This window comes from Mesorhizobium sp. M1A.F.Ca.ET.072.01.1.1 (genome assembly GCF_004023325.1).
Taxonomy (GTDB): Bacteria; Pseudomonadota; Alphaproteobacteria; order Rhizobiales; family Rhizobiaceae; genus Mesorhizobium.
The window spans coordinates 1-6380 of sequence record NZ_RZSF01000357.1; the positions used below are offsets into that span (position 1 = coordinate 1).

Consider the following 6380-nt stretch of genomic DNA (forward strand, 5'->3'; position numbering starts at 1 on the left):
CACTTTTGGACCGCAGAACGGGTTCTGGGTGTCGGTGGCGGCAGGCTCGGTCGCTTTGGTCACCGTGCTCGCCGGCCAGTGTCGGCTGGCGACGCCGGACTGCGCCCCGGATGAATGCGAAGCGGCGATTGTTCCGGCTGGATGATGCCGATGCATCCGGTGCTGGCTGGCTATATGTCCTGCTTTGGAACGAACTTCGCCGCCGGGAATGCGTAAAGCCCCGTCGGCGCGCCATGGAGCATGATCTCCCGCTCGAAGACGAAGCCGCATTTCTCCAGCACGCGCCGCGATGCCGGATTGGCGGGACGCGCCAGTGCGATCACCCGACCGGCGCGCAAGGGGCCGAAAGCCGCGTGCAAGCTCCCCCGAACCAGTTCCGTCGCGTAGCCATGCCCCCAGGTCTCGGGGTGAAGATGATAGGACAGGTTCAGCCCATCGAAATCGCTCGATAAGGTGACGCCGCCGAAGCCGATCAGTTTCTCATTGGCTTCGACCGCCCAGCGACCAAATCCGTGCTTCTCCCAATGATCGATGTCGCGAGCGAGCCTTGCGGCACTCTGCTGCGGCGTGTCCGGCGTCGGGTCGGGGCGATGCGCCACCAGTTCGGGGCGCGAGAAAAGATCGGCCAGAAACTCCAGATCCGCCTGTTTGGGCCGGCGCAGCAGCAGTCGTTCGGTCTGCTGGCTGACAGGCAATGGCGCGGCCATCGTTTTTCTCCGTCGCCCTGTCGGCCGAAACGTCAGAGAATTTCCGTCTTGGCGATGTGAATGCCGAATCCTTCGAGCCCGACATAGTGGCGCTCGCGCGAGGCGATCAGGTTGATCGAGGAGATGCCGAGATCCTTGAGGATCTGCGCTCCGAGCCCGATCTCGCGCCACTCGTTCTCGCGCCGGCGCGCCTCTTCGTGATCCTCGCGGTCGCCGCTCTGGGGCCGCTTGCGCTCCTGATGGGCGACGCCGACCGAGCCTTCGCGCAGGTAGACGATGACGCCACGCTTGCGCTCGCCCATCGCCTCCATGATGTGGTCCAAGCGGTGGCTGGTGCCGAAGACGTCGGTGACGACGTCTTCCGAATGCAGCCGCACCGGCACCTCCTCGCCGTCGCGGATGTCGCCGAAGACGACCGCGACATGGTGCATGGAATCCCAGGGCAGCGTGTAGGTGAAGACCTGCGCCTTGCCGCCGGGCGTCTCGATGTCGGAGCAGGCGACGCGCTCGACCAGCGTTTCCTTGCGCTGGCGATAGGCGATGAGATCGGCGACCGAAACCTGCTTCAGCCCGTGCTGCGCGGCGAAAGCCTGCACCTCAGGCCCGCGCTTGACGGTGCCGTCGTCGTTGACCAGTTCGGAGATGACGCCGATCGGGGGCAGCCCGGCGAGTTTGCACAGGTCGACCGCGGCTTCCGTATGGCCCGAGCGCATCAAGACACCGCCTTCGCGCGCGATCAGCGGGAAGATGTGGCCGGGCCGCACGAAGTCGGAGGCACCAACATTGCCATTGGCGAGGTTACGCACGGTGAGCGTGCGGTCGTCCGCCGAAATACCCGTCGTGGTGCCGTGCTTGAAGTCGACGCTGACGGTGAAAGCCGTGGTGTGGGCGGAATCATTGTCGGCCACCATGGGCGCAAGGTTTAGCCTCCTTGCGTCCTCGCGCAGCATCGGCGTGCAGACGATGCCGGAGGTGTTGCGGACGATGAAGGCCATCTTTTCCGGCGTGCAGTGGACGGCGGCAACGATCAGGTCGCCCTCGTTCTCGCGCCCATCATCGTCCATGACGACGACGATCTCGCCGCGCTCGAAAGCACGGATCGCTTCGACGATCTTCTTCTGGTCGTATGGCATGGACGCTCGCTAGCTCGCTTGGGGAATAGGGCAGTAGTTGAGTAGGGAAAAGCAAAAAGTTTGGCGTCGCCGAATGCGACGTAACATTCTCTCCTACTGCCTTACTGCCTTCCCGTCTGTCCTCTATGGCGCAGATAATGATCCGCAATCGCGCAGGCAACCATGGCCTCGCCGATCGGCACGGCGCGGATGCCGACGCAAGGATCGTGGCGGCCCTTGGTCATGACCTCGACGTCCTTGCCGTCCTTGTCGATCGATTTCCGCGGCGTGAGGATCGAGGAGGTCGGCTTGACGGCGAAGCGGGCGACGATCGCCTGGCCGGTCGAGATGCCGCCGAGGATGCCGCCGGCATTGTTGGACAAAAACACCGGCTTGCCGTCATTGCCGATCCGCATCTCGTCGGCATTCTGTTCGCCGGTGATGCGGGCGGCTTCGAAGCCGTTGCCGATCTCGACGCCCTTGACGGCGTTGATCGACATCAGGCCGGAGGCGATGTCCTGGTCGAGCTTGGCATAGATCGGCGCGCCGAGGCCCGCCGGTACACCTTCGGCGACGATCTCGATCACCGCGCCGACCGACGAGCCGGCCTTGCGAATGCCGTCGAGATAGGCGGCAAAGACCGGAACCGAGGCCGGGTCGGGGGTGAAAAACGGGTTTTCCGCATCGCCGATGAAATTCCAGTTCCAATTGGCGCGATCGATCGACTTTTCGCCCATCGAGACCAGCGCGCCGCGCACCACCATGCCCGGCACCACCTTGCGTGCCAGCGCGCCGGCCGCCACTCTGGCTGCCGTCTCGCGCGCCGAGGAGCGGCCGCCGCCGCGATGGTCGCGCAACCCGTATTTGATCTCATAGGTGTAATCGGCATGGCCCGGCCGGTACTGGCGCGCGATCTCGCCGTAGTCCTTGGAGCGCTGATCGACATTCTCGATCAGCATCGAGATCGGCGTGCCGGTGGTGATCATCGTCTCGCCGTCCTCGTCGAGGATGAAGCCGGAGAGGATCTTGACCTCGTCCGGCTCGCGGCGCTGGGTGACGAAGCGCGACTGGCCCGGGCGGCGCCGGTCGAGCTCGGCCTGGATGTCCTCGCGCTTGAAGCGGATCCCGGGCGGGCAGCCGTCGACAACACAGCCAAGCGCGGCGCCATGGCTTTCACCCCAGGTGGTGACGCGGAAAAGATGGCCGAAGGTGTTGTGAGACATGGAAAAACGCCCTGCCCGGCGCGGACCCGGTTCGCCGGTTCAAGCGTGCCTTCTATTGGCGTTTTCCACAGCGGTCAAACGGTGATCGGATGCATCAATCTGTGATCTGGAGGATTTAGTTTTGACACATTCGGTTGGTTTCTGCTCTCTTCCATCCGCCGTTGAGGATCCGCCGTTGCTCATGCCGGCGCAATGACCAAAGAGGACGACGATGCGTACCCTGATTGGCGCCGCCTGCGCCATGTTGCTCATTTCCACCGCCGCCGCGTTCGCCGGCCAGACCGAAGGCTTGATCAAGAAGGTCGACAAGGACACGCTGACGCTGACGCTGGACGACGGAAAGTCCTACAAGCTCAACGCCGAAACCGATCTCGACGCGCTGAAGCCCGGCATGGATATCGTCCTCGCCTACGACGTGACCAATGGCGAGAATGTCGTGACCGATATGCAGCTGCCGGACAGCGACTAGAATCATCCGCGCCGCGAGGTCTTGGCGGACGGCGCAGTACGTTGGTAGCAGTACGTTGGTAGAGGACACCTTTGCCAATGTCCGAGCGCCGAACGCTTCGTCATCCTGGAGCGAAGCAAGGGGCGCAGCGACGCAAACGCAGATTCCCGGATGGCGACGTTCGAGGCCTTCGGCCGACCTCCAACATACGGCCTGAAACGCAGGCCCTACAGCCACTCCAGGGTGCGGCCCTCGAGCCGTAGCAGGCGGTCCTGCGGTACGTCGAGGCTGGCGGCGTCCTGCTTGGAAATGCCGGTGACGAAGCGGAAGAAGCAGCGCATGATCCCGCCATGCGTGACGCAGACGGTCGGCTGGCGAAGCGCGTCGAACCAGGGTTTTATCCGCTCGAGCAGCATCTCGTAGCTTTCGGCGCCCTCGCCGGGCGGCTGGAAATCCCACTTCGCGGCGCGGCGGCTTTTGGTCGAACCCGGGACACGCTTTTCGAGTTCGGCAAAGGTGAAACCCTGCCAGTCGCCGAAGCTTAGCTCCACCAAGCGCGGATCGGTGCGATAGGCGAGCGGGTCGAGACCCATCGCCGCGCGCATCAGCTCCATCGTCTCGCGCGTGCGCCGCATCGGGCTGGCGACAAAGTCGAAATCCGCGGCGTTTCCGATAAGGTCCGCCAACCGTCGGCCGTTTTGCGTCGCCTGCTCGCGGCCAAGTTCGTTGATATCGGTATCCGCCTGGCCTTGCAGCCGACCCTCGGCGTTCCACTGCGTCTGGCCGTGGCGCGCGATGTAGACGAGCGGATACATCAGGTCTCCGGAGGTCGGGCCAGGGCCTGGACGATAGACAGGCGGAGAGAACTAGTCCTTGACGGTCGAGATGTCGGGCGCGTCGACCGCCTTCATGCCGACGACATGGTAGCCGGAATCGACGTGATGGACCTCGCCGGTCACGCCGCGCGACAGGTCCGACAGGAAGTAGACGCCGGAATCGCCGACCTCTTCCTGCGTCACCGTCTGCTTAAGCGGCGCGTTGTACTCGTTCCATTTGAGGATGTAGCGGAAGTCGCCGATGCCGGAGGCGGCAAGGGTCTTGATCGGGCCGGCCGAGATGGCGTTGACGCGGATCTTCTTGGCGCCGAGGTCGACGGCGAGATAGCGCACGCTGGCCTCGAGCGCCGCCTTGGCGACGCCCATGACGTTGTAGTGAGGCATAACCTTCTCGGCGCCGTAATAGGTCAGCGTCAGCAGCGAGCCGCCTTCGCTCATCAGCGGCTCGGCGCGCTTGGCGATGGTGGTGAAGGAAAACACCGAAATATCCATGGTGCGCAGGAAATTATCGCGCGTCGTCTCGACATAACGGCCGGTCAGCTCGTCCTTGTCCGAGAAGGCGATGGCATGGACGAGGAAGTCGAGCTTGCCCCAGTGCTTGGCGATGTCGGCAAAGACTGCGTCCAGGCTTTCCGGATCGGTCACGTCGCAATGGCCGGCGACATGCGCGTTGAGTTCCGCCGCCAGCGGCTCGACGCGCTTCTTGAACGCCTCGCCCTGATAGGTCAGCGCGATTTCGGCGCCGTGATCGACGCAAGCCTTGGCGATGCCGAAAGCGATCGACCGATTGTTTGCGACGCCAAGGATGAGGCCTCGCTTACCGGCCATCAGGCCCTGTCCACCCGCCATGTGCGCAATTCTCCGCAAGAATGTCTGCTTTGTGGAGCCCTATCGCACAGGCACAGGGCCCCTTCAAGCGTCGAAAACAGACTGGCTTGAGGAGAAAACCGCTTCGATCAGCCTTTCCGCTTACGCATCAGGGCTTCGAGATCGGCGTCTCCACCCTCCGGCAGCATCAGCCGCACATGGGCGTAGAGATCGCCATGGCCACCTACTTTTTCCGGCAGGCCCCTGCCCTTCAGGCGCAACACCTTGTCCGAGCTCGACCATGCGGGAACGTTGACCGCGAGCTTGCCGGTCGGCGTCTCGACGGCCACCTTGGCGCCGAGCACCGCGTCGGCGAGTTCGATAGGCAGGTCGACATGCAGGTCGCGGCCCTCGATGCGATAGCGCGGATGGCGGCGAATGTGAATTTTGACCAGCGCGTCGCCCGGCTGGCCGGGCCCCTGCTCGCCCTGACCCTTCAGGCGGATGGTCTGGCCCTCCTCGACATAGGCGGGAAGCTTGACCGTCATCTTGCGGCCGTCAGGGAACATCGCCGTCACCTTCTCCGCGGTGGCCGCCTCTTCGACGGTGATGTCCAGCGTGACATTGAGGTCGGGCGCCTGGACCGGCTGGCGACGGTCGCCACGGCCTGGACCCCGCCCACCCGAAAAGGCCTCCCCGAAGATCTGGCTGAAGATATCGCTGTTGCCGTCGAATGGATCGCCGCCCGGACGACCGGTGCGGAATTCGAAATGCGCCCCGCCCGGGCCCTGCTGACGGCGGAACCCGGCAAACGGATCGCCGCCGGGCGCGCCCTCGAAGCCTTGGAATCTCGGCTTGCCGTCGGCGTCGATCTCGCCGCGATCGTAAGCTGCGCGGCGCTTCTCGTCGCCGACGATCTCATAGGCCTGGTTGGCGGCCGCAAAACGCTCTTTCGCCTTCGGATCATTCGGATTCTGGTCCGGATGATGCTGCTTGGCGAGCTTGCGGTACGCCGATTTTATTTCCTTGGCCGAGGCGTTCTTGGCAACGCCCAGCACCTCATAGGGGTCGCGCATGCTTCCTGCCTGAAAGAGAGATTGGGTCCACAGTTGCCCTCTATATGCGCTCGCATAGGAAGAAATTCCAGTGGTGCAAGATGCCAATGGAGAGTGAAATTAGAGCGCCTTGAACTCCTGCATGCGCCAGCCTCCGGCGTCGGCAATGCAGAGCTCGCCCTGGTACATGGC

General features: G+C 63.9%; 7 protein-coding genes. 1 reads left to right on the forward strand and 6 read right to left on the reverse strand.

Annotation, left to right across the window (positions count from 1 at the left end):
* Positions 1 to 170: 170 nt before the first annotated feature.
* The 3 genes from EOA32_RS31430 to aroC all read right to left on the reverse strand — a co-directional run bounded on the left by EOA32_RS31430 (position 171) and on the right by aroC (position 3042).
* On the reverse strand, positions 171 to 707 hold the full coding sequence (locus tag EOA32_RS31430) for a GNAT family N-acetyltransferase (protein WP_095830439.1): 537 nt from the start codon (positions 705 to 707) through the stop codon (positions 171 to 173).
* A 32-nt stretch (positions 708 to 739) separates the two neighbouring features.
* Positions 740 to 1840 carry a 3,4-dihydroxy-2-butanone-4-phosphate synthase gene (gene ribB / locus EOA32_RS31435; RefSeq protein ID WP_095777998.1) on the reverse strand — a complete coding sequence of 367 codons (1101 nt, stop codon included), beginning with the start codon at positions 1838 to 1840 and terminating at the stop codon, positions 740 to 742.
* Between the two features lie 101 nt (positions 1841 to 1941).
* The gene (gene aroC, locus EOA32_RS31440) at positions 1942 to 3042 is read right to left on the reverse strand and encodes a chorismate synthase (protein WP_128373794.1); all 1101 of its coding nucleotides are present in this window, start codon (positions 3040 to 3042) and stop codon (positions 1942 to 1944) included.
* A gap of 211 nt (positions 3043 to 3253) precedes the next feature.
* Between aroC and EOA32_RS31445 the strand changes: the two genes are divergently transcribed.
* Complete coding sequence (locus EOA32_RS31445) at positions 3254 to 3511, forward strand: DUF1344 domain-containing protein (protein WP_066998075.1); 258 nt, start codon at positions 3254 to 3256, stop codon at positions 3509 to 3511.
* Between the two features lie 206 nt (positions 3512 to 3717).
* On the opposite strand, the gene EOA32_RS31450 is transcribed toward EOA32_RS31445, so the two are convergent.
* The 3 genes from EOA32_RS31450 to EOA32_RS31460 form a co-directional block, all read right to left on the reverse strand.
* A complete protein-coding gene (locus EOA32_RS31450) occupies positions 3718 to 4305 on the reverse strand; it encodes a histidine phosphatase family protein (protein ID WP_095778001.1) in 588 nt (195 codons plus the stop codon).
* A 51-nt stretch (positions 4306 to 4356) separates the two neighbouring features.
* Positions 4357 to 5175: an enoyl-ACP reductase FabI gene (gene fabI, locus EOA32_RS31455; protein WP_059186698.1), complete on the reverse strand. Its 819-nt coding sequence runs from the start codon at positions 5173 to 5175 to the stop codon at positions 4357 to 4359.
* 107 nt (positions 5176 to 5282) lie between these two features.
* Positions 5283 to 6209, reverse strand: coding sequence for a J domain-containing protein (locus EOA32_RS31460; protein ID WP_128373795.1), 927 nt, complete (start codon positions 6207 to 6209; stop codon positions 5283 to 5285).
* Positions 6210 to 6380 lie beyond the last annotated feature (171 nt).

Excerpts from the sequence above, each read along its gene's own strand:
- EOA32_RS31430 (WP_095830439.1), bottom strand. The coding sequence starts at position 707 with ATGGCCGCGCCATTGCCTGTCAGCCAGCAGACCGAACGACTGCTGCTG.
- ribB (WP_095777998.1), bottom strand. The coding sequence starts at position 1,840 with ATGCCATACGACCAGAAGAAGATCGTCGAAGCGATCCGTGCTTTCGAG.
- aroC (WP_128373794.1), bottom strand. The coding sequence starts at position 3,042 with ATGTCTCACAACACCTTCGGCCATCTTTTCCGCGTCACCACCTGGGGT.
- EOA32_RS31445 (WP_066998075.1), top strand. The coding sequence starts at position 3,254 with ATGCGTACCCTGATTGGCGCCGCCTGCGCCATGTTGCTCATTTCCACC.
- EOA32_RS31450 (WP_095778001.1), bottom strand. The coding sequence starts at position 4,305 with ATGTATCCGCTCGTCTACATCGCGCGCCACGGCCAGACGCAGTGGAAC.
- fabI (WP_059186698.1), bottom strand. The coding sequence starts at position 5,175 with ATGGCGGGTGGACAGGGCCTGATGGCCGGTAAGCGAGGCCTCATCCTT.
- EOA32_RS31460 (WP_128373795.1), bottom strand. The coding sequence starts at position 6,209 with ATGCGCGACCCCTATGAGGTGCTGGGCGTTGCCAAGAACGCCTCGGCC.